General features: G+C 46.9%; 17 protein-coding genes. 14 read left to right on the top strand and 3 right to left on the bottom strand.

What is annotated here, in order from left to right; all coding sequences use genetic code 11:
* Window positions 1–77 precede the first annotated feature (77 nt).
* From GSQ66_RS17045 to mscL, 3 genes are all read right to left on the bottom strand, one after another.
* Complete coding sequence (locus GSQ66_RS17045; RefSeq protein WP_162428559.1) at window positions 78–422, bottom strand: hypothetical protein; 345 nt, start codon at window positions 420–422, stop codon at window positions 78–80.
* A gap of 96 nt (window positions 423–518) precedes the next feature.
* Window positions 519–1,478 (bottom strand): DUF3078 domain-containing protein, encoded by a 960-nt coding sequence (locus GSQ66_RS17040; RefSeq protein WP_162428558.1) that lies wholly within the window; start codon window positions 1,476–1,478, stop codon window positions 519–521.
* A gap of 34 nt (window positions 1,479–1,512) precedes the next feature.
* Window positions 1,513–1,932, bottom strand: a complete 420-nt coding sequence (mscL, locus tag GSQ66_RS17035) for a large-conductance mechanosensitive channel protein MscL (protein WP_162428557.1) — start codon at window positions 1,930–1,932, stop codon at window positions 1,513–1,515.
* A gap of 175 nt (window positions 1,933–2,107) precedes the next feature.
* On the opposite strand from mscL, the gene GSQ66_RS17030 reads away from it, so the two are divergent.
* The 14 genes from GSQ66_RS17030 to sov all read left to right on the top strand — a co-directional run bounded on the left by GSQ66_RS17030 (window position 2,108) and on the right by sov (window position 24,198).
* A complete protein-coding gene (locus GSQ66_RS17030; RefSeq protein ID WP_162428556.1) occupies window positions 2,108–2,890 on the top strand; it encodes an enoyl-CoA hydratase/isomerase family protein in 783 nt (260 codons plus the stop codon).
* A gap of 30 nt (window positions 2,891–2,920) precedes the next feature.
* Entirely contained in the window at window positions 2,921–4,414 is a 1,494-nt protein-coding gene (locus GSQ66_RS17025) for a lipopolysaccharide biosynthesis protein (RefSeq protein WP_162428555.1), read from the top strand.
* A 12-nt stretch (window positions 4,415–4,426) separates the two neighbouring features.
* The gene (gene dut / locus GSQ66_RS17020; RefSeq protein ID WP_162428554.1) at window positions 4,427–4,876 is read left to right on the top strand and encodes a dUTP diphosphatase; all 450 of its coding nucleotides are present in this window, start codon (window positions 4,427–4,429) and stop codon (window positions 4,874–4,876) included.
* A 159-nt stretch (window positions 4,877–5,035) separates the two neighbouring features.
* On the top strand, window positions 5,036–6,043 hold the full coding sequence (locus GSQ66_RS17015; RefSeq protein ID WP_162428553.1) for a sugar nucleotidyltransferase: 1,008 nt from the start codon (window positions 5,036–5,038) through the stop codon (window positions 6,041–6,043).
* Between the two features lie 7 nt (window positions 6,044–6,050).
* Entirely contained in the window at window positions 6,051–7,814 is a 1,764-nt protein-coding gene (locus GSQ66_RS17010; protein ID WP_238395737.1) for a tetratricopeptide repeat protein, read from the top strand.
* Window positions 7,807–8,550 (top strand): DUF4292 domain-containing protein, encoded by a 744-nt coding sequence (locus GSQ66_RS17005; RefSeq protein WP_162428552.1) that lies wholly within the window; start codon window positions 7,807–7,809, stop codon window positions 8,548–8,550. Before GSQ66_RS17010 ends, GSQ66_RS17005 begins: the two co-directional genes overlap by 8 nt.
* Window positions 8,551–8,627: 77 nt before the next feature.
* A complete protein-coding gene (locus GSQ66_RS17000) occupies window positions 8,628–9,860 on the top strand; it encodes a murein hydrolase activator EnvC family protein (RefSeq protein ID WP_162428551.1) in 1,233 nt (410 codons plus the stop codon).
* Window positions 9,861–10,521: 661 nt separating this feature from the next.
* Window positions 10,522–10,734: a Sec-independent protein translocase subunit TatA/TatB gene (locus GSQ66_RS16995; protein ID WP_162428550.1), complete on the top strand. Its 213-nt coding sequence runs from the start codon at window positions 10,522–10,524 to the stop codon at window positions 10,732–10,734.
* A gap of 20 nt (window positions 10,735–10,754) precedes the next feature.
* A complete protein-coding gene (locus GSQ66_RS16990) occupies window positions 10,755–10,973 on the top strand; it encodes a Sec-independent protein translocase subunit TatA/TatB (protein ID WP_162428549.1) in 219 nt (72 codons plus the stop codon).
* Window positions 10,970–12,406, top strand: coding sequence for an Asp-tRNA(Asn)/Glu-tRNA(Gln) amidotransferase subunit GatA (gatA, locus tag GSQ66_RS16985; RefSeq protein ID WP_162428548.1), 1,437 nt, complete (start codon window positions 10,970–10,972; stop codon window positions 12,404–12,406). The genes GSQ66_RS16990 and gatA overlap by 4 nt, the downstream gene beginning before the upstream one ends.
* A 6-nt stretch (window positions 12,407–12,412) precedes the next feature.
* Window positions 12,413–13,948, top strand: coding sequence for a lytic transglycosylase domain-containing protein (locus GSQ66_RS16980; RefSeq protein WP_202923369.1), 1,536 nt, complete (start codon window positions 12,413–12,415; stop codon window positions 13,946–13,948).
* 209 nt (window positions 13,949–14,157) lie between these two features.
* Entirely contained in the window at window positions 14,158–16,431 is a 2,274-nt protein-coding gene (locus GSQ66_RS16975; RefSeq protein ID WP_202923368.1) for an NADP-dependent malic enzyme, read from the top strand.
* Window positions 16,432–17,028 (top strand): Holliday junction branch migration protein RuvA, encoded by a 597-nt coding sequence (gene ruvA / locus GSQ66_RS16970; RefSeq protein WP_162428547.1) that lies wholly within the window; start codon window positions 16,432–16,434, stop codon window positions 17,026–17,028.
* A gap of 12 nt (window positions 17,029–17,040) precedes the next feature.
* The gene (gene sov / locus GSQ66_RS16965; protein ID WP_238395736.1) at window positions 17,041–24,198 is read left to right on the top strand and encodes a T9SS outer membrane translocon Sov/SprA; all 7,158 of its coding nucleotides are present in this window, start codon (window positions 17,041–17,043) and stop codon (window positions 24,196–24,198) included.
* Window positions 24,199–24,215: the final 17 nt, after the last annotated feature.

Here is a 24,215-nt window from a genome sequence, read left to right as displayed (position 1 = left end):
CAGCTTTAAACATAAAAAGAGAAAGCCCCTGGAAATTTCCAGGGGCTTTCTCTTTTTATAAGATATAGATAAAAAAATTATCGTCTGTTGCGGGCAAGCATGCGCTTATCGCGGCGGTGCTTCTTATGCATTTCCTTTTCCTTCTTAAGAATGGCTTTCATCTTCTTGCTGTTCTTGATGCGCTTCTTATCAAAAGTTGATTTTCTACCATTCTTAGTCTCATAGTCGTTAAAGCGCTTGTCCAGACCAGAGGCCCGCTGCCCTACTTCATCTGTTGATGCACCTTTAGTCTGCGTTTTATTCGTTCCCCAGAATTCGTCCTTAGAACTTGACCCCATGGTATTGGGAGCAGATTGTGCTGAAGCCTCTGACAGTACAAATAAAAAGCTGAGGCAAAATATCGAAAGAAGTAGTTTTTTCATGCTGCAAGGGTATTAATCGTTTAGGTATAACGCTGCCGAATCTAAAAGTTATATATTTTTTATTTAGCAACAGCAAAAAAATACACAAAAGTTCGCTCAGTCAAATTTATAAGTAAGCCCGATACCCAGGCTCTGCTTTACCTGAACACGTGGTCCGCGCGCATCTGTAACGCCATCATCATTATCATCTATGTTAATAAGAATGTCGTCGTCGTATACCATGTGCACAAAAAGACTGGCCGATAAAAAACTGTTCACTTTAAAATCAACCAGGTTTTCCCAGTTAATATCCAGGTTTGTAGGGTTGTGCAGGTAATTGGAGAAAAGGTCTATCTTGGATTGGAAGATCACATTCTGTAGTATCTCATGCTTATAGCGCACATTCACAAATCCACCAAACTCCCTCCTGAAGTTTTCGCCAGTGCCAATAATAGGGTCACCAAACGCATTTGTAGCGGCTTTCTCAACGCCAAAAGCACCCTGGTCAGCTAATTCCTGATCTTTAACAATTGTAAACTTACCGGTTAACGGCGATATGAAAACAGATAGTTTGTCGTTTGGCTTATAGTCCATACCCAGGGAAGCAAGTACAAATGCCGGTGACAGGAAATCAGACAGTAATGTATCGCGGGTGTTAGTATAGGTTGGCGTTAGCTGGCTCCTGAAATTCATCTGCGCTGTATAAAACCAGTCAGTTGAGGCGGCCCGGCCGTACTTCAGGTTCAGCTCCAGTTTGTCATCGCTTTTGCGCACGCGCTGGTTTTCCAGTTTTACAGTTCCGTAAGTTATATCCAGGGTATTGTTCCAGGTGTTTTTTCCTTTTTTATAGTTGCCGAAAACATTGGTTATCCCTAACACTGAAATGGAGCTCTGGCCGCCGGCCGCCCAGTTGGTAAGGCTCACCTGGCTGAAATTTATGGTGCCGGTCCCGCCAAAGTCCCAGTCCTGGTGGGTAGTGGCCGCTGAGTCGGTTAAGGTTTCCTGGGCAAAAGCAGGTGTGCTAAAAGAAATGATAATAAGAAGGCTGACAATACTTGAAAGTAAAGATTTATGCATGATTATAGTTTAGGGTGTAACAACACGCAGCCATTTAAGCATCGGACTGCTTCTTAAGGATATCGCGTATTTCGGTGAGCAATACTTCTTCTTTATTGGCAGGCGGTGCGGGGGCTGCGGCCTCTTTTTCGCGGAGGCGGTTAATAGTACGTACCAGCAAAAAAATGGCGAACGCAATTATCAGGAAATTTACGACCGATTGCAGGAACAAGCCATAGTTAATGGCTACAGCCGGGGCAATCTCTTTTCCGTTCTCAATTACGGCATCCTTTAAAACCAGTTTAAGGGCACTAAAATCTACCTGACTAATAATAAGGCCAAGCGGAGGCATAATCACATCATCAACCAACGATTTTGTGATACCGCCAAAGGCTGCACCTATTACCACACCCACGGCAAGGTCTATCACATTTCCTTTTACTGCAAACTTTTTAAACTCAGTAAGAAACCCCATTTCTGTTTTAATAAAGATCGGAAAGCTCAAATATAGTATAAAAATGCTTTTTGCTCCGTATCCAGACCCGCTTATAGCTGTGCCGTATACTTGGCGGTTGCAAGTCCGTTAAATTAAATCAAATCACTATATTTGTGGTTTAAACAAAGAAATTTAAAAAGAGCTGGAATTAACTATGGATACTTACGAAAACCTGCTGCTGAACTTACAGGAAGGCATCCTGACAATAACTATAAACAGGGCTGATAAGATGAATGCGCTGAATATAGACACTGTACGGGAAATTAAAGCAGCCATGCAGCAAGTTTATGATGATGCAACTATAAAAGGTGTGATCATAACAGGTGCAGGTGCCAAAGCCTTTGTAGCTGGCGCCGACATAGCTGAAATTGCAGAACTGAGCGAGGTAAATGCCCGTAACTTTGCTGAGCGTGGCCAGGAAATCTTCAGTATGATAGAGCAGTGCAACAAGCCTGTAATTGCTGCTGTAAATGGTTTTGCGCTGGGTGGTGGTTGCGAACTGGCCATGGCCTGCCACATGCGCGTAGCTACAACCAGTGCAAAATTCGGCCAGCCGGAAGTTAATTTAGGATTGATACCAGGCTATGGCGGAACCCAGCGTTTGCCACTGCTTATTGGAAGAGGCAAAGCCATGGAGCTGATGATGACCGGAGACATGATCACGGCAGAAGAAGCAAAAGCGCTTGGCCTTGTAAACCACGTGGTAGCTCCGGAAGAACTTTTTACTACCTGCGAGGCTATTCTTCAGAAAATAATGGGCAAAGCACCACTGGCTATCGGGCTAGTGATAGAGTGCGTAAATGCCGTGTTTGATAAAGAAGAGAACGGTTTCCAGACGGAGGCGAACTCTTTTGCCCGTTGCTGCGCATCCGAAGACTTTATTGAAGGAACCAACGCCTTTCTTGAAAAACGCAAGCCAGCTTTCAGAGGCCTATAGTTTTATTCCCTCCCGACCTAATAACGTAACATGAGTATAGCCAAGAAATTGGTCGGGCAAACGGCTGCCTATGGTTTAAGTAGTATAGTTGGGCGGGTACTTAATTACTTGCTTGTCCCGATCTATACACTTGTATTTGCACGGGAAGAATACGGCGTTGTGTCTTATCTGTATGCATTTGTCGGTTTTTTCAACATTGTGTACACGTACGGCATGGAAACGGCCTATTTCCGTTTCGCCAATAAACCTGACGCCGACAAAAAAGCCCTTTACAACCAAGTCCTCACGTTAATTATACTTTCCAGTCTAACGCTGTCAGGTATAATTATACTGGCTTCCAGCGCTATTGCCAGCTTTGTCGGTATCCCTGATAAACCTCAGTATGTTATCTGGCTAGCTATAATTCTGGCCATAGATGCTATAGTTGCGATTCCGTTTGCGCTACTCCGGCTTGAAAATAAAGCTGTAAAGTTTGCATCTATTAAGCTGGTAAACATATTGATAACGGTAGGAGCGAACATGTTTTTCCTAGTGCTTTGCCGCGACATTTATTACGGGAAGTACCTGCAAGAATTTCAGCCGCTTGTGAGCAAAATTTACAATCCTGCTTTTGGCATTGGCTACATTTTCCTGATAAACCTTATTGCGAACGCGCTGCAACTACCCTTACTTTGGCGCGAACTGAGCAAATGGCGTTTCAATTTTAACCTGGAAGTGTTGCGCCCGATGCTGTACTACGCCTACCCTTTGCTGTTTATGGGGTTAGCCGGTATGGTAAACGAGGTAATAGACAGGATTTTGCTAGAACGCATTCTACCGGATAACTTTTACCCCAATACATCAAGTATGGCTGCCGTTGGGGTTTATAGTGCGTGTTATAAACTATCGATTTTTATGTCGTTGGCTATACAGGCGTTCCGTTACGCAGCAGAGCCATTCTTTTTCTCACAATCAAACGACAAGAATTCGCCGCAGACCTTTGCCCTGGTCATGAAATGGTTTGTAATAGCCTGCTCTTTTATATTCCTATTTATTTCTGCAAACCTGGAAGACTTTGCTTTGTTGCTTCGTAGTCCGGAATACCGCGAAGGCCTGATGGTTGTACCTGTTCTGCTTTTGGCGAACCTTTTCCTGGGCGTATACTATAACCTGTCGGTGTGGTTTAAGCTTACCGATAAAACAAAGTATGGCACTTACATCAGCTTTGGCGGTGCTGCTTTAACTATAGTTGGCAACCTTTTGCTGATACCGGTGTTGGGTTATATGGGCTCGGCTATTGCTACATTGGTTTGTTACTTTAGCATGGCGCTGGCCAGTTACCTGCTGGGCAACCGTCACTACCCTATTCCTTACCCTGTTAAAACAATGGCCGGTTATATTCTGCTGGCTGCTGCCTTTGTGTGGGTAACTATAGTTATTGATATTGAGAACTGGTGGGCACGACACGCCTTTCATTTAGCTATATGCATGGCATTTTTAGCTATCATCTGGCTATTCGAGCGCCGTCGCCTGCTTAAACTATAAGCTTTACGAAAGATGAACAACAAGAACCTGGCGGTTAACGTCATTAATCAATCCAAGCATGCGTTGCCACATTACCAGACCGAGCATTCGGCTGGCATGGACCTGCGCGCCAACCTGGAGGCACCTGTTACGTTAAAGCCGCTGCAACGCGCCCTTATACCTACGGGCTTGTTTATAGAATTACCGGAAGGACATGAAGCACAAATTCGCCCGAGAAGCGGACTGGCATACAAACACGGCATTTCTATCGTTAACACACCGGGAACTATAGATGCGGATTACCGTGGCGAAATAAAAGTACTGCTCGTAAACCTCTCGGACCAGGATTTTGTGGTAGAAGACGGCGAGCGCGTAGCCCAGATGGTAGTAGCCAGATACGAGCGCGTAGCCTGGCAGGAAACCGAAGCCTTATCTGATACGGAACGCGGCGCAGGTGGATATGGCAGCACAGGAACGAAGTAGAATCGTTGATCGATAATCGTTATTCGTTAATCGCATGCAACTTTACACTTTACAGGAGCTCGATCAACGGATAATGAACAACTAATAACGAAACAAAGACCATAGCTCAACAGCTGTGGTACTCAATATAATTTAACAAGAAACTATAAAGAAATAGCTATGAGGATAATTATACCGATGGCAGGCATGGGCAAACGCATGCGCCCACATACGCTTACTGTACCTAAACCACTTATACCAATTGCAGGCAAACCAATCGTTCAGCGTTTGGTGGAGGATATTGCTAAAGTTTGCCACGAGCCCATAGAGGAAGTAGCCTTTATTATCGGTCATTTTGGAGAAGCTGTTGAAAACGACCTGAAAGAGATAGCGACTAAAATAGGTGCCAAAGGAACTATAGTTTACCAGGAGGAAGCGCTCGGAACAGCCCACGCCATTATGTGCGCGAAAGATTCCCTGGATGGGAAAGTAGTGGTTGCCTTTGCTGATACACTGTTTAAAGCAGATTTTAAGCTGGATACAAATGCAGATGGCACCATCTGGGTACAGCGCGTAGAAGACCCTCGTCCGTTTGGCGTTGTAAAGCTAAACCAGGATGGCCAGATCACTGATTTCGTTGAGAAGCCGCAGGAGTTCGTTTCTGATATGGCAATCATTGGTATCTATTACTTCAGAGATGGCGCGTACCTGCGCAGCGAACTACAGCACCTGCTGGATAACAACATCATGGACAAAGGCGAGTACCAGCTGACCAACGCCCTGGAAAACATGAAGAACAAGGGTACTGCGTTTGTGCCTGCTGTAATTTCTGAATGGCTGGATTGTGGAAATAAAAACGCAACTGTTTATACTAATCAGCGCTATTTAGAGTATATAAAGAATGAGCAGGGCCTGGTAGCTTCGTCGGCTAAACTGGTTAACGCTGTGGTTATTCCGCCGGTATATATTGGAGAGAATGTAGTGATAGAAAATTCTGTAGTGGGACCGCATGCCTCTATCGGTAACAACAGCAGTTTAACTAATTCTATCGTAAGCAACTCCATCGTACAGGAGAATACTTCGATCAAAAACGGGAACATAACAAACTCAATGCTAGGCAATTTTGTTTCCTACGAAAGAAGCCAGTCGGACCTGAGCCTTGGCGACTACAATACGCTTTTAGAATAGGATTAACATGATAACCAAGTTCAGAAACATCGTTCTGGCTACGTGCTGCTTCGCTTTTATGGCGACCGGTGCTGCCAATGCCCAACTGGGCAAAAAAAGAGGCAAAGCACAGAAGGCAACTGCCGCAGAGGTTCCGGCCCCGGTGGCCCCTTCTGAGCAGGAGCAGCAGATAAGCGAGACGTTATTTCTGGACGGAGTGAAATTTTTTATGCTGGAGGACTATGACAAAGCCCTCCAGCTTTTTCAGAAAGCTTATACCTTAACGCCCAATAATGCGGCTATAAACTATAAGCTCGCTGAAACTTACATGGTGCTCAAAAACCCGAAAGCAGCCACCCCTTTTGCACAGGCCGCTATAGTTAAAGAGCCCAAAAACGCCTATTACTATTTACTGCTTGCCCAACTATACACCGAGCAGAAACAATTTACCGAAGCTGCCCAGGCCTACAACGACCTGATGCGCAACGTTCCGAACTCGGACCAATACCTTTTCCAGCTGGCTGATCTTTATTTATCGCAGGCAAAATACAGCGATGCTTTAAAGACCTATGATCGCATAGAGAAACAGTTTGGCCCGATGGAGCAGCTCAGCGTTAACCGTCAGCAGATCTATCTTCGCCAGAAAAATGTACCGAAAGCGATTGAAGAGGGCGAAAAATTATTAGCAAACAGCCCAAGCGATGTGCGCTATTTCCTAGCGCAGGCCGAATTATACAACGCCAACCAGCAAACCGACAAAGCTATAGGTACCCTGCAGAAGGCCTTGCGCATGGAGCCCAATAACCCCTACGCACACCTGATGCTCTCAGACCTGCATCGCCAGAAAGGAGACCGAGAGCAATCTGAAAAAGAAGTTAAACAAGCCTTTGCCAGCCCCGAACTGGATATTGATACCAAAGTACGCATCTTAGTTGACCTGATTCGCCAGTTACCAAACCGCGAAATTGAAGATGTGTCGCTGGAACTGGTGGACTTAACGATACAGAGCCATCCTGAAGAAGCGAAAGCTTATGCCGTGGCCGGCGACCTGCAAACTATAGTTGGCAAAAAGGCCGATGCCCGTAACAACTATATCAAGGCCGTAAAGCTCGACGATTCTCATTTTAAGATCTGGCAACAGATTGTGTTGCTGGATGCAGAACTGAACGAATCGGCAGCAATGGTAAAACACTCTGAAGAGGCACTGGAGCTATTCCCGAACCAGGCGATTTTCTGGTTTTATAACGGCACCGGCCACCTGATAGAAAAGAGCTACGACAAAGCGGTGAAATCGCTGGAGCATGGCAAACGATTGTCGCTTGCTGAGCCGGAACTGGTGGCACAGTTTAACATGCAGCTGGGCGATGGTTATAACTCCCTGAAAGACTATAAAAAATCAGACGAATCGTATGAAGCGGTGCTGGAGCATGATGCTAACAACGAGCATGTTCTGAACAACTATAGTTACTTTTTATCGCTGCGAAACGAGAACCTGCCTAAAGCAAAAGAAATGGCTTCGCGCCTGGTTACTAAATTCCCGAACAACCCGACCTACCTCGATACCTACGCCTGGGTGCTGTACAAAGCCGGGGATTACAAGGAAGCATTAAAATACCTGGAACAGGCCATTGCCTTATCAGATGATGCAACTATAGTAGAGCATTACGGAGATGTATTGTTTAAGCTTGGCAAAAAAGAAGAAGCCATTGCCCAGTGGCAGCGCGCCAAATTAAAAGGCGAAGCCTCCGCCTTCATCGATAAAAAGATAAAAGACAAAAAGCTTTATGAATAAGACCCTTCTGTATGGACTGGTAAGCATTTTAATACTGACCGGTTGCAAAAAAGAAGTAGTGCCTGCCGCCGCCGAAACTGTTACAGAAACGGTTGGCCGCGTATCCGTACAGAATATCGAATTTAATTACCTGACTGCCAAAGGACAGCTTAAACTAGAGGAAACCGGCGAGTCCGTTTCTTCCGGCTATTCCCTTCGCATTAAAAAAGACAGTGTTATCTGGCTCTCGGTGCAGCCTGGTCTGGGCATAGAAGCGGCCCGCCTAAAAGTAACCCAGGATTCCGTTTTCATGATCAACCGTTTGCATAAAGAATACCTGGCTACAGACTATAGTTACCTGAGCGAGAAGTTTAAAGTAGACATGAACTATGATGTGCTGCAGGCCATACTTTTAGGCAACTACCAGCCGCAGGGCCAGGAAAAAATAATGGAAGCCGAGCAGCTGCAACATATACAGCAACTACGCACTAACCTGCTCTTCGATTATTTTATAGGCCGCACAAACCAGAAATTGCAGCAGCTGAACGTAAAAGACCAGCAGACCGATAATACCATAACCGTAAAATATAACAACTTCCAGCAGGTAGGTCAGGTGGCTTTTGCATATGAGCTAGTAGCCGAGGCGCTTAAGTCCGGGCAGCCGGCAACTTTTACATTAAACCACAGCAAAGTAACCACTACCAACGAAATTCTGGACTTCCCTTTATCGGTTCCTGCAGACTACAAAAAACTATAGGTTAATAAATTGCCGGGGCAGTTGGTACTTGCCCCATAGTTTTACCATATTTGTAAATTCAGAGAATCCTATAGTTCATGAAGGCCCTTTACAAATTAATCCTTCTCTTGCTTATAGTTGCAACGCCTTTCGCTGCCGATGCGCAGAAACAAAAATCGAAGGCACAACTGGAGCGGGAAAAGAAGGAAAACCTCAACCGTATTAGAGAAGCAAACAGAATTCTGAAGCAGACCAAAGCACAGAAGGAAGCCAGCATTGGGCAGCTGAACGCTATCAAAGAAAAAATAACCGTACAGAAAGGGGTTATCACCAATATCTCCCGCGAAATAAATTATATAGAGTCTGATGTTCAGGAAACCGAAGGTATAGTTGGCTCACTGCAAGCTGACCTCGAAAAACTGAAAGCTGAATATGCCGATATGATCTATGCGGCATCCAAATCATCGAGCAACTATAACAAACTGATGTTCCTGTTTGCAGCCGAGTCTTTTAACCAGTTGGTGATGCGTATGCGCTATTTAAACCAGTATTCTGAAGCTCGCCAGAAACAGGTAGAACAGATAAATAAAGTACAGGCCGTTTTAACCGGGCAGTTAACGATACTGGAGCAAAAGAAACGCGAGAAGAAAAACCTGCTTACCATACAGCTCACTGAAACCAAGAACCTGCAAAACCTTAAATCGCAACAGGACAGCGTAATAAGCCGCTTGGGCAAGCAGGAGCAAAACCTGCAGCGCGAAGTGGCGCAACGCCAGCAAGCCGTTAAAAAGCTCGATAACCTGATCGCTGATATTGTGCGCGAAGAGATTGCGCGGGCAGCCAGAGCAGCGCGGGCAGCAGGCAACAAGACCAGTGGCAGCAATAAAGTAACGCTTACCCCGGAAACGGCGCTTATTTCATCTTCTTTTGCAGGCAACAAAGGCAGGCTGGCCTGGCCGGTAGAGCGTGGTTTTGTTTCGGAAAGGTTTGGCCGCCATAACCACCCGGTGCTTAAAGGCGTGGTGGTAGAAAACCGAGGTATCGATATCCAGACATCGCAGGGAGCGACAGCCCGGGCAATTTTTGAGGGCAAGGTAGTTACAGTAGCCAGCGTGCCCGGCATGAACAACATTGTGATGGTACAGCACGGGGAGTACTTTACCGTATATGCCAAGCTAAAAACCGTGAGCGTACAAACCGGCCAGACTGTAAAGCTGAAGCAAAGCGTTGGAACTGTTTATACCGATTCGGATGGCACTACTGAGCTGCAGTTCCAGGTCTGGAAAAACAGTGAAACACTTAACCCGCAATCCTGGATCAGCCCGAAGTAAAAGGCACCTGTAATAACAAAAGCCCCAACTATAAACTATAGTTGGGGCTTTTGTTTAGAGCTATAGTTAGAAACAGGATTGCCCTAAAATAAAAAAACACCCTACAAAGCAGGGTGCCTTTCCAAGCTATGAAAACAAACTTAATTTTATATATCTAAGCCGAGATAAGATAAATCTTAAAACTGCCAGAAATACCATACGAAGATACAACTTACCCTATACTTCTGCAAATCTGCCTGCCATCTTCTTCTTCAAAAATGCCTGAAAGTGAGACGCATGAAGTAAAACCGGAACGATTTTCACGGCTGCACGGAGTAAGTGCCTCTATACGTTAATTTACATTTCAATTCCGATGCCAGAAATATTAAAACAGGCTAACTGATTGAATAGCAATAGAAATATACGAATAGCCAAATATAAAGATTCCCAAATACGGAAAATATTTTACCATAATGGGAAAAACATTTCAGTAACCCGCTGATAATAGGTCAATAAAGGCTCTGAATATTTTTTTAAAAATATTTTTTTCCTCCTGTCCGAAACTATAAAAAGCTGGTTAGCGGAACAAACACGAGTCATAATAAACTAATCTGCTGTGTTGTGAGTTTATTTAAAATATAAACTTTAATTTTGTGAGAATTTACCTTTAAATCATAATACTATGAGTATTACAACTGTTTTCTGCTTTTTAGGAAGTCTGGGCGGCACTGAAATCGTCCTGATCATGCTTGCCATCCTTTTGTTCTTCGGTGCAAAGCGTATTCCTGAATTAGCGCGTGGCCTTGGAAAGGGTATCCGTGAGTTTAAGGATGCTACGAAAGAGATCAAAAATGATGTGGAAGGTTCTATAAAAGACGAGCCAGCACAGAAGTAATTTTATTTAACCGTTAAGTTATGAACTTAGCAGCCATTCTACTCTTCCTGGGAGACCTGGGAGGAGGAGAGATGATGGTCATTATGATGGCTATCTTACTACTGTTTGGAGCTGATAAGATTCCGGGTATGGCCCGCGGCCTTGGTCGTGGTATCCGTGAGTTTAAAGATGCTACCAACGAAATCAAACACGAGCTGGAACGTTCCATAGAGGACGACGACAAACCTAAGAAAGTTTGAGACCATACAACTCCCTACGCGACATACGCACAGATATTGCCAACGGGCAGATAACGTGCAACCAATTAGTAACGCATTACCTTCAGAACATTAAGGAAAAAGCGTCGCTGAATGCCTTTTTAGAAGTTTTTGAAGAAGAAGCCCTTGCACAGGCAGCTATAGTTGACCAGAAACTGGCCAACGGCACTGCCGGTAAACTGGCCGGTATGGTGATTGGCGTAAAAGACGTGATTGCTTACCAGGGCCATAGTCTGCAGGCTTCGAGCCAGATTCTGAACGGGTTTAAATCATTGTATACTGCTACTGCCTTAGAGCGCCTCATAGCTGAGGATGCTATTATTATAGGCCGCCAGAACTGCGATGAGTTTGCCATGGGAGCCTCAAACGAGAATTCATCTTTCGGACCTGTACTTAACGCCGATGATACTACCCGGGTTCCGGGTGGTTCTTCAGGCGGTTCCGCTGTTTCGGTACAGGCCGATATGTGCCTTGCTGCTATCGGTTCCGATACAGGTGGGTCTGTGCGCCAGCCTGCTTCGTTCTGCGGAGTGGTTGGGTTAAAGCCTACGTATTCCCGCATTTCGCGCTACGGCCTTATCGCTTATGCTTCTTCTTTCGACCAGATCGGTTTGTTTACTAAAAGTGTAGAAGATGCTGCCCTGTTACTGGAAGTAATGGCCGGACCAGATGAGTTCGACAGCACTGCCAGCCATCAGCCGGTTCCAAACTATAGCACGCTGCTGCAGTCTGATAAAAAGTACAAGATCGGTTACATCCGCGACTGCTTCGAGAGCGAAGGCCTTGACACGGAAGTAAGAGATGCCATACTTGGCGTAAAAGATCTTCTAGTAACGGAAGGGCATGAAGTGGAAGCCGTAGAGTTCCCATATCTGGATTACATGGTACCGACCTATTATATTTTAACTACTGCCGAAGCCAGTTCCAACCTGGGGCGCTACGACGGTGTAAAATATGGCTACCGCAGTCCCAATATCTCTGACCTTACATCGTTGTACAAAAAAACCAGATCCGAAGGGTTTGGCAAAGAAGTGCAGCGCCGTATTATGCTGGGCACCTTTGTGCTGAGCGCCGACTATTATGATGCTTATTACACAAAGGCTCAGAAAGTTAGAAGGCTGATAAAGGAGAAGACCGATGAGTTGCTTCAGAAATATGATTTCCTTATATTGCCTACAGCTCCGACCACAGCCTTTAAAATCGGGGAGAATACAGCTAATCCGTTAGCGATGTATCTGGCTGATATTTTTACAGTGCAAGCTTCTTTGGCTGGTGTTCCGGCAATATCACTTCCGGTTAGCCGCGACACCAACGGCCTTTCCATCGGGTTACAATTAATGACCCGCTCATTCGATGAGGCAGCTTTGCTGGCTTTCTCGAATTACATACTGGATAAGATTCCCGTTGAAGCATAAATAAAAATGACGTATTCTAAACTCTTTACCGTAGTTGCGGCTATAGTTGGCGGCATCTGGGCAAACTACGCCCTTGCCGCACCAACCAGCTTCAAATATGATTTCCAAACTATAAACGACACCTTACTGGCGTTGGGCGACACTGCTGAGCTTTCGCCGGAAGAACTGGCGTTGCTGGCAGAGTATATCCCCAACGAGCCTAACGAGGTAATACAGGACCGTTTGAGTTGTATTGAGTCTGAGATACCGCTTACATTCAACCCGTTTGTAAGAAATTTTATTGATTACTTTACCATTCGCAACCGCAAGTACAGCCGTACGATGCTTTCGCGCCAGAATGTGTACTTCCCGCTTTTCGAAAAATACCTTAAAAAGTATGATATGCCCGAAGAGATGAAGTACCTGGCTATAGTTGAGTCGGGGCTTAACCCGAAGGCGGCTTCTTGGGCAAAGGCTGTTGGTTTATGGCAGTTTATTCCGGTAACCGGTAAAGAGTACGGCCTGGATCAGAACAACTATATAGATGAGCGCATGGATCCGGAGAAAGCAACTGATGCTGCCTGCCGTTTCCTGAAGCGCCTGCACAAAACCTATGGCGACTGGGAACTTGCCATGGCTGCTTACAACTGCGGACCGGGTAACGTAAACAAAGCCATTCGCAGAGCTGGCGGTGGCAAGAAAACATTCTGGGAGATCTTCCCCTACCTGCCAAAAGAAACGCGCAGCTATGTCCCGTCCATGACGGCCGTGATCTATACCATGAACTATGCGCCGCAGCACAATATCTTTACAGATTCGGTACTGTATGCGCATGACGTTGAAACCATAACTATAAACCAGGCCATAGACCTGGAGAAGCTGGCAGAAGAACTGCACGTTGACACAAAAACCCTGCTTGCCTTAAACCCGGAGATCAAAAAGAATGTATTGCCGGCCAGCACCCGCAACTATAAACTGCGCGTACCAGCCGAGCGCTCACAGCTTATTGCATCCGCTGCTGACCTTAGCTGCATGATAGCCGCTGCTTCACCTGTTGCTCCGGAGCCAAAACCTGTACAGGAACGTGAGCCGGCTCAGGCACCTGTGTTATTAGCATCTGCAACTCCGGCCCCTGCTGCTACCACACAAACCGATACCACAGAAAAGAAATTCTATACCGTACAGCGTGGCGATAACCTTTCATCTATAGCTACAAAGCATAATGTAACGGTAGAGCAACTGAAGGACTGGAATAACCTGCGTAAGTCAACGATAATGGCGAACCAGAAACTAACGGTTTATCAGCCAAAAACGACAGAAGCTATAGCCATGGTCTCTCCTGCCGAAGAAGCAGAAGCCAAACCTATAGTTGCTAAAAAAGCTGCTAAGCCAGCACTTAAAATTTCTGAGAAGCAACAGGAGGTCGTGCACCAGGTACAGCCCGGCGATACATTATGGACCATCTCTCAGAAGTATAACGGCATCAGTGTAGAGCAGATAAAGAAACTGAACAAATTAAAGTCGAACCAGATAAAGCCCGGCCAGAAACTTATACTTGGCTAACTTTTAGTAACTATAAAGTAACAGCACCTTCCTCGCCGGAAGGTGCTGTTTTTATTATATTACAGTTAGAATCAATGTGTTTTAACATACATACCCGTATCTTTGGCTCCGGTTTTTTTGATAAGCAACAAATTCTTATCAAATTGGCTTTTTACAGGCAACAGACATAACAGAGGCCCCTTGCCTCTACCCATAAAATTCGATTACCTATGATTAAAGTTAACAAGCAGGATGCCCTGAACTACCACATGGAGGGTAAACCTGGCAAGATTGAAGTAATACCAACTAAGATGGTAAGCACCCAGCACGACCTGGCCCTCGCTTACTCGCCCGGCGTTGCCGAGCCCTGCAAAGAAATAGCCGCTGATAAAGAGAATGTTTATAAATATACTGCCAAAGGTAACCTGGTAGGTGTTATTTCGAATGGTACTGCTGTGCTTGGCCTCGGCAATATCGGCCCGGATGCATCAAAGCCGGTAATGGAAGGGAAAGGTGTACTTTTCAAAAAATTTGCAGGTATTGATGTATTTGACATTGAAATAGATTGTACCGACCCTGCCGAGTTTGTTCGCATTGTAAAGTCGCTGGAGCCTACGTTTGGCGGCATTAACTTGGAAGACATTAAGGCTCCTGAAAGCTTTAAGATAGAGAACGCCCTGAAAGAGCAGATGAATATTCCGCTCATGCACGACGACCAGCACGGCACAGCCATTATCTCTTCTGCAGCGCTTTTAAATGCACTGGAACTTGCCGGTAAAAAGATAGGTGAGATAAAAATGGTCGTAAACGGAGCAGGTGCTGCCGCTATTGCCTGTGCCAAGCTTTATGTAGCCCTGGGTGTAAAGATGGATAACATCGTGATGTTCGATAAAGGAGGCATCATCCGTCCGGAACGTAACGACCTGGATATTTACAGAGCCCAGTTTGTAACGCTGCGTAAGATAAACACCCTGGAAGATGCCATGCGCGATGCCGATGTGTTTGTTGGCTTGTCCGCTGGTAACGTACTGAACCCGGACTTTGTAAAGCTGATGGCTCCTAACCCGATCATTTTTGCACTGGCTAACCCTGACCCGGAAATACCTTATGATGTGGCGATGTCCACCCGCGAAGACCTGATTATGGCAACCGGCCGCTCCGACCATCCGAACCAGGTAAATAACGTGCTTGGTTTCCCTTACATTTTCAGAGGGGCACTGGATGTTCGTGCAACTGAGATCAACGAAGAAATGAAACTGGCAGCCGTACATGCGCTGGCTAAACTGGCAAAAGAACCTGTTCCGGACATCGTACATAAAGCGTATGGCGATAACACGATCTCTTTCGGCAGATTTTACCTGATACCTAAACCACTGGACCCACGCCTGATAACTACAGTTTCGCCGGCAGTGGCCAAGGCAGCCATGGAGAGCGGAGTAGCCAAATACCCGATTACGGATTGGGAAGGTTACGAGCAGGAACTACAGGAGCGCATTGGCATTGACCAGAAGTTAATGACCCGCATTAACAACCAGGCCAAAAAAGATCCGAAGCGTGTACTGTTTGCAGAAGCAGACAACTATAAAATCCTGAAGGCAGCCCAAACAGTTAAAGAACAGTTAATTGCTGAGCCTATACTATTAGGTAACCGGGTACGAATTCAGGAAATCATTCACGAAAACCACATCGATCTGCAGGGTGTCACCATCATTGACCCGTTTGAAGAAGATGCCAAGCGTGAGGAGTTTGCCCAGATACTTTACAAAAAGCGTCAGCGCAAAGGCCTGACCTTATTCGACTGCCGCCGTCTGGTTCGCGACAGAATTTACTTTGGTAGCCTGATGCTGGAAACCGGCGAAGTAGATGCCTTAATTTCCGGCCTTACCCGCGATTACTCCAGAACTATACTGCCGGCCATTCAGGTAATTGGTGTAGAAGAAGGCGTGAACAAAGTAGCAGGTATGTACATCATCCTGAACAAAAAGGAGCCTTACTTTTTTGCTGATACCACGGTAAACATTAACCCGACTGCCGATGAGCTGGTAGATATTATTGGTCTGACTGCCCGTACTGTCAAGTTCTTTGATACTGAGCCACGTATGGCAGTATTGTCGTACTCTAACTTTGGCTCGGTGCAGGGCGATATTCCTAACAAAGGATCTGAGGCAGTTCGTAAAGCAAAGCAGCGCTACCCGGACCTGTTGATTGATGGCGAAATGCAGGCCAACACTGCCCTTAACCGCAACCTGTTACGCGAACATTATCCTTTCAGCACGTTAGCAGAAAAAGGAGCCAACACACTGGTGTTCCCGACGCTAACTGCCGGCAACATTGCTTATAAGTTATTACAGGAGATTGGTGGTGCCGAAGCCATTGGCCCGGTACTGATGGGTATGCGTAAACCTGTTCATATTCTGCAACTTGGCAGTTCTATCAGAGAAATTGTAAACATGGTAGCCATTGCTGTCGTAGATGCACAGAACTATAACAACAAACATATATAGATGATAGCCTATATCGATGGCAAGTTAACCTATAAAGATCCCACCTATGTTATTATTGACGTAGGTGGGATAGGGTATCAGATCAAGATATCCTTAGGGACTTATTCTGCTTTGCCAGATGGCGAACGTTGCCGGTTGCATACTTACCTGCACATCAAGGAAGATGCCCATACCTTGTATGGTTTTATGACCGCTGCCGAGAAAGAAACTTTTCTGCACCTGATCTCTATTTCAGGGGTAGGGCCCAACACAGGTCTGATGATCTTATCATCGTTATCGGTTGAGGAAGTGCAGCAGGCTATAGTTCGGGAAGATGTGCGTACGATACAGCATGTGAAAGGCATTGGAGCCAAAACTGCCCAGCGCATTATACTGGAGTTAAAAGATAAAATGAAGAAGGAAGTGTTGCTATCAGACGCGGGCCTATCGCCTGCAGGAGTGGCACACAATACAAATAGAGCCGAAGCGTTATCAGCATTAGTTACCTTAGGCTTTGCCAAAAATGTAGCAGAGAAAACCCTTGACTCTATTATTAAACGCGAAGGCAGCAACCTGAGTGTAGAAGAGCTTATAAAATTTGCGTTAAAATCGTCTTAGAATTATACCCGTTTGATCTGGAAAAGTAAACAGAGCAACCTGTTCCTTGCATCGGTTGTTACTATAACTATGCTGGCCTGGTGGTCGCAGGCGGAAGCGTTGCGTTCTCCCGGCTGGCATAACTATAGCAATATCACAACTTTACTTTCACAGGATACCATTAAACAGGACACTGGCTATATTCCCAGCCGACGCCCGACTTTTACCCCATCCGACAGGCGTAGCAATCCTTTCAGTTCGCAGCAGTTCTCTTCTCCCCTGCTCCTTGGCCAGCCCGGCAATATTAAGCTAAACGTAGAGTACGACGATAGCCTGCAACTTTACAACATCAACGAAACGATAGGCGACAGCATTCAGTATCGTGCGCCCTCATCGATGACGCTGAAGCAGTTTTCGGAGCTACAGCAGCGGCAGGCGATACGCGATTACTGGCGAACCAAATCCGGTGGCTTAGATGGCGAAGACCTGACAAGCAGCCGCAGGTTAGTACCTAAAATCTACATCAGCCCGGTTTTCGACCGCATTTTTGGTGGTAACTTTGTAGATATCCAGCCGAACGGTAACATCTCGCTTAAATTTGGCGCCCGTTTTAACCGTAACCAGAACCCAACTATACCGCTCCGCCAGCAACGCACCGGCGACTTCGAATTTGACCAGAACATCTCTTTAAACTTAGTTGGTAAGGTAGGTGAAAAACTGGCCATTAACTTTAACTGGGACAACAACGCCAACTTCGACTTCGAGAACAACATGAAGCTGGACTATACCGGCTACGAAGAAGAGATCATAAGAAAAGTGGAAGCTGGTAACGTAAGCCTTCCGCTCAACAACTCCCTGATAACGGGCGCACAAAACCTTTTCGGGGTAAAAACACAACTACAGTTTGGTCGCCTGGGCGTTACAGCCATTGCCTCTAACGTGCGTGGGCGCAACGACGAAGTGATCATTCAGAACGGAGCCCAGAACCAGCCGTTCGAGATCCGGATCGACCAGTACGACAAAGACCGCCATTATTTCCTGTCTCACTTTTTCCGGGACCGCTACGACAAGTCGTTGGCTAACCTGCCGTTGGTAAACTCAGGTATTGTTATCCGAAGGCTGGAACTATATGTAACCAACAACAACCGCTCAACCGAGAACCTGCGCAACATGGTAGCCTACATGGACTTAGGCGAGCCAGACCCCTTCCGCAACCAGTTTGAGCGTATCACTACAGCCCCGGCCAGCAATGCAGTAAACTCACTGTATAGTGTTGTAGCCAATAACCGCAGCAATGGTCAGATAGATGAATTTTTACGGGGGCAGGGTCTGCAGAAAGGTGTGGATTTTGAACACGTGCGTGCCCGCAGGCTGGATCCAAGGGAGTATAAATTCAATCCGCAGCTCGGTTACATCTCGCTTAACACGGCCCTTTTACCGGACCAGGTACTTGGCGTAGCTTTTGAGTATACCTACAACGGCAAGACCTATAAGGTAGGTGAACTGATGGAGGATTACCAGAACCTGCAGGACCAGGACGTGATCCATATGAAGTTGCTGAAGGCGACCAACCCGTCGTTAGAATACCCGACCTGGGACCTGATGATGAAGAACGTCTATAGTTTGGATGCGACACAGGTGAACCGCGAAAATTTCCAGTTGCGTATAGTTTACAAAGATGACCAGACCGGTGTTGATATTTCTGCGCTTACAGACCAGAGCCCGATACAGGGTGTGCCGTTGGTAGAAGTCTTTAACCTGGATAACGTTAACACCAACAACGACAGACCAAACGACGGTAACTTCGACTTTTTACCAGGCATTACGATTGATCCTGAAACCGGACGCATCTACTTCCCGGAAGTGGAGCCTTTCGGCGATTACCTGCGCGATAAGCTACAAGGCGACCCGGAACTGGCCGAAAAATACGTGTTTGAAGAATTATACAACCAGACACAGACCGATGCGCAGCAAAACAACTCCAAAGCCAAGTTCTTTTTAACAGGCCGTTTACAGGCTACTTCGGCAGATGAGATTACGCTTCCCGGTTTCAGAATTGCGGAAGGCTCGGTAGCCGTTTACTCTGGTGGCACGCGCTTAACGGAAGGTACCGATTACCAGGTCTTCTATGATCTTGGCCGCATCAAAATATTGAACCCAAGCTACATTAGCTCGGCCAGCGACCTGCGTGTAACCTATGAGAAAGCTGAACTGCTGAACATACAGCCACGCGCCCTGTTAGGAGCCCGCTTCGATTACCGCCTGACAGATGACATTAACCTGGGTGCTACCGTATTACACCTGAGCGAGCAGCCCTACATTAACCGCGTGAGCATCGGCGATGAGCCAAGCAACAACACCATTTACGGTCTGGATATCAACCTGCAGAAAGAATCCAGGTTCTTAACCAAGATGACCGATGCACTGCCGTTACTGCAAACCAAAGCGCCCTCCAGCATTACCTTCAGTGGAGAATTTGCGCAGCTGGTACCGGCCGCTACCAAGTCACCGGCCAACGAAGACGGCACTTCTTACATAGATGATTTTGAAGGAGCAGAGACGCCTTATAGTTTGGGCGGATTCAGCAATAACGGCTGGCGGCTTGCCTCCACTCCTGCCCCGCTTGTGCCTGGCGAAGGCCTTGCCTATAGTTACAACCGCGCAAAACTGGCCTGGTACACTATAGATCAGATCTTTTACCGCGATGCCGACGGCCTGAAACCTGACAACATTACCGATGAAGAGCTGAAGAACCATTATGTGCGTGGTATCAGCCGTAACGAAGTATTTCCAAACCGCGACCCGGAAGTATCCAACAGCTTTGAGTACACCTTTGACCTGGCCTATTACCCACGCGAACGCGGACAGTACAACTATAACCCAGGCTTAACATCGCAAGGGCTGCTATCCGGTGACCCGCGTAACAACTGGGGCGGTATCAGCCGTGAAATAACCTTCGATACTGACTTTGACAACGCCAACATTGAATACATCGAGTTCTGGCTGATGGACCCCTTCATTACAGGGCAATATGGCCGTAAGGATGCGCAGGGCAACCCTATCGCGAATAATACTGGTGGTGAGCTGGTACTTAACTTAGGTAGCATATCCGAAGATATTCTGCGCGACAACCAGTATGCTTTTGAGAACGGCCTGCCGACTTCAGCCAACAGCCTGCAAAATGTAACTTCAACTATATGGGGCCGCATTACCACACAACAGTTCCTGACCGATGCCTTTACAGGTATACCGGGAGGCCGCCAGTTCCAGGATGTTGGTCTGGATGGTTTAAACGATGCCGCTGAAGCAGATTATTTCAGAACCTCTTTCCTGAGCCAGATACCGGGCACGCCTCCACAGATAGTTGTTGACGACCCGTCGGCTGACAACTTCCTGCACCACCTTGACCCTGTTTACGATCAGCAGAACGCTGGTGTACTGGCCCGTTACAAGAACTATAACGGCATGGATGGCAACTCACCCGAGAACAGCCGGTTTGCCAACTATGCGTTCCCGGATAAAGAGGACCTGAACCGCGATAACGTGATCAGCGACGTGGAGCAGTACTACGAATACAAGATAAACCTGCAGCCTGGCCAATTGAATGTAGGACAGAACTATATAGTAGACCAGGTAACGCAGACAAGAAACGGCGATGAGGTGTCGTGGTACCAGTTCCGGATACCGGTGCGTCGCCCTACAGGTAATGTAGGCAACATCAGTGGCTTTAAGTCTATCCGGTTTATGCGTATGTACATGACCCAGTTCCAGGACCCGGTGGTGTTGCGTATGGTACAGTTCCAGTTCGTGGCCAACCAGTGGCGTGCCTTCCAGCAGCCAATAACCGAAGGGCGTCCTTGCTTAACCTGTACCGACGATGCCCGCTCTTTCACGATCTCAACAGTTAATATTGAAGAGAATGGCGAAGCAAGCGCAGGTATTATCCCTTACAGAGTACCACCAGGCATCGAGCGACTTCGTGACTATGCATCCACAAACAACCGCCGCCAGAATGAGCAATCGCTGCAGTTGTGCGTGGAAGATCTGAAAGATTCGTTCTCGAAGGCAGTTTATAAGAACGTGTCGATTGACATGCTGATCTATAAGCGCCTGAAAATGTATATACATGCCCAGACACAGGACCCTAATACGCAAAGTGGCGATGTACAGGCGTTTGTACGATTAGGCACAGACTTTACACAGAACTACTATGAGTATGTAGTACCGCTAACTATAACCCCGCAGGGAAGCTCTACCACCAACGAGATCTGGCCGCAGGAGAACATGGTCGACATCTCGCTGGAAGAGCTGGTAAACGCGAAAGTGGCCCGTAACCGTATTGCCGGCTACAATAAAACGATACCTTACGAAGTACAGCTCGGCAATGGTAAGATCATCCGTATAGTTGGTAACCCTGATTTTAGCGAAGTACAGGGCGTCATGATCGGTATGCGAAACCCGACAAAACCGGGTGCTGATGCCAGACCGCATTCGTTGTGTATGTGGGTAGATGAACTGCGTGTAACTGACTTTAAGAACAGTTCGGGCTGGGCGGCCAATGCAAGGGTTAATACAAAGCTTGCCGACTTTGCTAACGTTACGGCTACAGGTGCTTATACTACCGTAGGTTTCGGGGGATTACAGCAGAAAATAGCGCAGCGTGCCCGCGAGAACACTGCCCTGTTTGATGTAAGCGCCAACATAGTTGCTGATAAATTCCTTCCTGAAAAATCGGGCATTAAGATACCGGTATCCGTGCAGTATGGTACCCTGAACAGCGAACCACAGTTTGACCCGCTTGATAAAGACGTTCCTCTGGAGGAATCCCTGTCCAGGTTTGAATCGAAAGATGCCCGTGATGAATACCGGAAAGAAGTAACTACCCGCGAAACCCGGAAAAGCTTTAGTTTACTGAACGTTAGAAAAGAGCGCACCGACCCGAACGACAAAGTACGACCTTATGATATCGAGAATATCTCGCTGAGCTATGCGTACGCCGAGCGCCTGTTTACTGACATTGAAACGGACCGCGATTTTACGAAGACCTATACCGGTGGCATTGCTTATACCTACAACAATACCACAGCCAGGAACTATGCACCGTTCGAGAAAAGCCAGGCACTGAAGTCGCCGTACCTGCGCCTGATCAAAGACCTGAACTTTACGCCGCTGCCAAACAGTTTTGCCTTCCGTGCTGACCTGGACCGCCGTTATAACGAAACGTTCCTGCAGCGCCGCGACCCTGTTAGCGGACTTACCACTACCCGCGGCATCGAGCCTACGTTCCAGAAGTATTTCTACTTCAACAGGATCTATGACATGAAGTGGGATATCAGTAAAAACCTGTCGCTGGACTATACGGCTACTAACCGCGCTGTGGTAGACGAGCCGGACGACCGCATTAACAATGAAATAGACTCGCTACAATACAAGAATGATATCATCTGGAAGAACCTGAGCCGTGGCGGACGAACCACTAACTTTAACCAGACCATTGCTGCCAACTATAAACTGCCGCTCGATAAATTCCCGCTGGTAGACTGGATCGGCGCTGAGACCCGCTATTCTACCACGTATATCTGGACGGCAGGCTCTACAGCCCTGAACAATGATGCTGACTTTAGATTAGGTAACACGGCTGAGAATAACAGAGAATTTACCGTTAACGGCCGCCTGGACCTGGTTAAACTATACAACAAGGTGAAATTCCTGAAGAGCGCCAACACGCCTGCGGCCCCGGTGCCTGTACGTGCTGCCAACGACACAACTGCCAAAGCAGGACCGAATAATAAAGTGGTGAATTCTATAGCCAGGTTTCTGATGATGACCCGCTCTGTAAACTTTACTTACCTGCAGAACAAAGGCACCATGTTGCCGGGTTACCTGCCAAGCACCAGGTTCCTGGGTTTTGAAGAAGGCTTTGATGCACCGGGTCTGCCGTTTATAGTTGGCAAGCAATACGACCTGGACGAACTATACAACCGCGCCGAACGCAACGGCTGGTATACCGACAGCAGCCAATACCTGAACACACCGCTAAGTGCTATAGTTACCGAATCGTTTACAGCACGCGCCAACCTGGAGCCGTTCAAGGCTTTCAACATTCAGGTAGATGTAACGCGAAATATGTCGGAGATAAATGAGGTTTTCTACCGCAAGGAGTTTGACGACTTTGGTAATTTAAGTGACCAGGCACAGCGCCAGAACCCGATCACGACAGGTGCTTTCAGTACGTCGTTTATGGCGCTGGGTACTTTGTTTGAGACTGGCGAGGCAGGCGTTTCGGAAGCATTTGAGAACTACATACGTTACCGTTATGCCATACAGGATAAGCTGGCTGCTGCTAACCCTGCCGCCGGCACCGAGGGCTACACCCTGAACTCGCAGGATGTGTTGATGAACGCCTTCCTGTATGCCTACCAGGGCCGTAGCGTAGATGGCTATAAAGCAGAATCGAAAAGTCCGTTCAGCAGGCTGCCAATACCAAACTGGCGCGTAGACTATAACGGCTTGTCTAACCTGCCTTTCTTCCAGCAGTGGTTCAGCCAGGTAAACTTAACGCATGCGTACAACTCAACTTACAACATAACCAACTTTACTACTTCGCTGGCCTACCAGACAGAGCCAAACGGCTTCCCGACGCAGGTAAACGAATTAGGGCAGATAGTGCCTTACTATATTGTAACGCAGCTCACCGTGGCCGAAAGACTTGCTCCGTTGCTGGGCGTAAACTTCCGTACCAAAACAAACCTGACGGGCCGCCTGGAATATAAAGTAGAACGTAACCTGTCGCTTAACCTGACCAATGCGCAGATAACCGAAACCAATGTGAAAGACTATGTGATCGGATTGGGTTATGCCACTACAAACTTCCGTATTCCGATACGAATTGGCGGGCAGCGCAAAGTTTTGGAAAATGAGTTAAACATGCGACTGGACTTCTCGGTTAGAGATAATCAGACCGTGCAACGCGCCATTGCCCGCGATGACCAGGGCGTGGAAAGCAGCCAGAACCAGATCACGAACGGAACGCGGCAGTTGCAGCTTCGCCCAACTATAGATTACCTGATTAGCGAGCGTGTAAACATCCAGTTCTATGTGTTACGCACCGTATCTGACCCTAAAATATCGACCTCTTTCCGGAACAGTGTAACCGAAGGCGGTATTCAACTTAGAGTTAGTTTGCAATAAAATTTTAGCATTACAAA

The organism is Pontibacter pudoricolor, from assembly GCF_010092985.1.
Classification (GTDB): domain Bacteria; phylum Bacteroidota; class Bacteroidia; order Cytophagales; family Hymenobacteraceae; genus Pontibacter; species Pontibacter pudoricolor.
This window is presented reverse-complemented; position numbering and strand designations above follow the sequence as displayed.